General features: G+C 60.3%; 3 protein-coding genes. 1 reads left to right on the top strand and 2 read right to left on the bottom strand.

All coding sequences use genetic code 11. From position 1 onward, the window contains the following. Positions 1-134 (top strand): hypothetical protein (locus AC1DVH_RS28975; RefSeq protein ID WP_477756670.1); only part of this gene is annotated, 134 nt, incomplete at its 5' end. Here AC1DVH_RS28975 and AC1DVH_RS28970 read toward each other — a convergent pair. Then, positions 131-625, bottom strand: coding sequence for a GreA/GreB family elongation factor (locus AC1DVH_RS28970; RefSeq protein ID WP_477756669.1), 495 nt, complete (start codon positions 623-625; stop codon positions 131-133). The two genes, AC1DVH_RS28975 and AC1DVH_RS28970, sit on opposite strands and share 4 nt — an antisense overlap. 302 nt (positions 626-927) lie before the next feature. Continuing rightward, complete coding sequence (locus AC1DVH_RS28965; RefSeq protein ID WP_477756668.1) at positions 928-2781, bottom strand: Lnb N-terminal periplasmic domain-containing protein; 1854 nt, start codon at positions 2779-2781, stop codon at positions 928-930. Positions 2782-2860: the final 79 nt, after the last annotated feature.

The following is a 2860-nucleotide window of genomic DNA, read 5'->3' as shown; positions in this document are numbered from 1 at the left end:
CGATCATGCAGTCGATTCACCACGCTTGCGTGCATTACGGCGAAGAGGACGGTCGGGTCAATTACGTCAAGGGGGCGAACATCGCCGGCTTCGTGAAGGTCGCCGATGCGATGCTGGCCCAAGGCGTCGTCTAAGTCGGTTCGATGCGAATCACTTCAATCATTTGATCCCCGGCGGGGCGCTGCCACAGTACTTCGTCGTTGAGTTGTGCGCCGAGCAGCGCCCGGCCCAGCGGTGAACCCCAATTGATCAGGCCGTGGGCGGCATCGGCCTGATCTTCGCCCACCAGTTGTACCCGGCGCTCGGTGGCGTGTTCATCGGCGTAGGTCACCCAACTGCCGATTTGCACTTTCTGGGTCGAGGTCGCGGCGGGTACCACCTGAGCGCTGCCCAGGCGCTGTTTGAAATAACGCAGATCACGTTCGAGATCGGCCAGGCGCTGTTTGTCCGCCTGCTCACCTTTTGCCGATTGCTCGGCATGCAGGGTTTGCAGTTCGGCGACTTTGCCCTGTAACAGCTTCAGGCCTTGCGGCGTGACGTAATTGGGCTGCGCGCTGACCTGCCGTTCGACAGGCTGATCGGCTTGCGCGCTGGCGTTATCTTCATTGACGAAGGCACGGCTCATGGAGTTCTCCCGGTATAGGGTTTGGGTCATGGTCGCAGGCATCTGGTTTCACTGGATGTCTGAAAGCGACTTACGGCGAGCGATAGGCCCGGGCGGCATCCTGATTTTTCTGTTGCTGTCAGGCCTTGCCCCATTCTTCCTGATGACTGTTGCGCTCATCCACCGCGCTCCACGACCACGCAACGCCGCATCTCGGAACCCCGGCCCCCTGGGGTCTATAAGGAAAGTCTAGAAGCTGGCTCGCGAGGATGGTGTGCGCGGGCGGTGAAAAATCCATTCCCTTGTGGGAGTAGCGTGTCAGGTCAGTAGTGATACCACTTCAGCTCAAGCATCACTTCGTTCTCGGCCGTCGCCAAATGGCTGAACTCACGCTGGGCGCTCAAGCGCAGACCGAGATTGCGGGATATTTCCCATTGCTGATTCAGGCTCAGGTTACGACGCACTTCGCCATTGGTGAAAAAATCACCCTTGGCTTCCAGGCTCAAGTTGCCCAGCGGGTTTTTCCACAGCACGCCACTGTTGAAACCAACGGCCGGCGCGATGAATGCGGCGAAGTCGTTGTTGTGTTCGATACGCACGGTGCCCAGGGCAAAACCGAGCAGATCGTCGCCCAATTGCCAGGTTCCACCGCCACCGCCGTTGACGTGGCTGACCAGGGTTTGGTCATCATGCTTGCCTGGCACCCGCTCCAGACCACCGGTGACTTGCCATGACAGCGGTTGCAGCAACTCGTTACGCGGGGTCAGGGAACGAATGGTCGCCAGGTCCAGTCGCTGCACTTGCCAGTCATTGCCTTCGTACTGGCGCAGTTTCAATTGCAGGATTTCGATCTGCGCGCCAAGGGGAAAGCTTTCGCTGTTGTCATTGAGGTCGTGATAAGCCATGCGCAAGCCGTACTCGCCAAAGGCTTTATCGCCACGGGTACCGAGGCCGAGTTGCCAGGTACGGGACTCGTGACCGTCTTCAGGCAGGCCGGGTTGCGGGATATCCAGCTCCGGCGCCGGGTTCTGGTTGATTGCCCGCAGCAGTTCGAAGCTGCGCTGGGCGCGCGCCGGGTCGCGCTCCCGGCCATTGGCGCGGTAGCGTTCCAGACGATAGGCCGCATCGATGATCAGCGCTTGGCGGTCGCGGGGTTGTGCCTTGAACGCCGGGTCCTGCAATTGGTTCTGATCGGCGCTGACGTTCAGTACCCATTGCTGCTCTTCAGGGGTCAACGGTTCGGCGCGACTGAGCAACTCGCGTTCCCGGGACGGACGATACTGGATGGATTCCACCAGCCCGGCATTTTTCACGGCTTTGACGGTGTCGGTCGGGATGGCGGTGAGTGGAAACTGCTCGGTCAGGCGCAGGCTCGGGCGGGCCACTTGCAGCAGTTCCAGCAAGCGGTACGAGCAGTTCTCGTCAAAGAAGAAATAGTCGAACTTGATCTGCTTCAGCTCCCAGACGTGCTCGACCATGCGCGCGGTTTCCTGCTGGGTCAGGTTCAGTCGGTATTCCCACAGGTCGCGGTTTTCCAGGCTGCGGTATTCCGAGAGTTTTTCCTGGTAGGGCACCAGCGCGAACAGGCCGGGATAGCCGCCCATCAGGCCTTTCCAGGCATAGAGGATGCTGTTGTCCGAGCCCTCGATGTAGGCGCCGAAGTTGATCGCGTAACTGAGCAGCGAAGTCTTGTCGCTCTTCACTTCGGCCTGATCGATGCGCAGCAGGGTGTGGCCAAACATCGAGGATGGACTGTTCAGGTACGCCGCCGGGAAGATCATCACCGCGCTGTCGGGCGAGACGTCCTTGAACCATTGCTTGAATTCGGCGCAGGCCGGCGTCGGCAGGCCGGTCAGGCCGAGCTGCTCTTCGAGCCAGCGGGTGCGGGCCGGGTAGACGCATTGTGCGTGCTGTTCACCGGTACTGGCCGGGGCGTACAAGGCTTGTACGGTAGCAGCCAATTCATTGTCCGGGTGTTCATTGCCATCGGCGGCGAGGAAGAATTTCGGGTCGCTGACATAGCTGCGCCAGCCACCGAGCTTGGCGGTTTCGTAATGGCCCAGGGATATCCAGAAAGGGTCGTTGGCCAGTTGCTGCAAACGTTGTGGGTCGATGTGAGGCGCGGCGGACAGCGGGGCGCAGGCACACAGCGCCAGCCAGGCAAGGCGTTTGAGCATAGATGGCAACTTAAGTCGAAAAAACAAAGGCCGTTTGCCCGTAGGAGCTGGCTTGTCGGGTCGCCGCATCGCAGCGAAG

The sequence above is a fragment of the Pseudomonas sp. P4_C3 genome (genome assembly GCF_056402075.1).
The sequence above is the reverse complement of the archived record's forward strand: the minus strand, read 5'-3'. Positions and strand labels throughout refer to the sequence as shown.

Bases quoted from the DNA above. Each gene is read 5' to 3' on its own strand.
- AC1DVH_RS28970 (WP_477756669.1), bottom strand. From the start codon at position 625: ATGAGCCGTGCCTTCGTCAATGAAGATAACGCCAGCGCGCAAGCCGAT.
- AC1DVH_RS28965 (WP_477756668.1), bottom strand. From the start codon at position 2,781: ATGCTCAAACGCCTTGCCTGGCTGGCGCTGTGTGCCTGCGCCCCGCTG.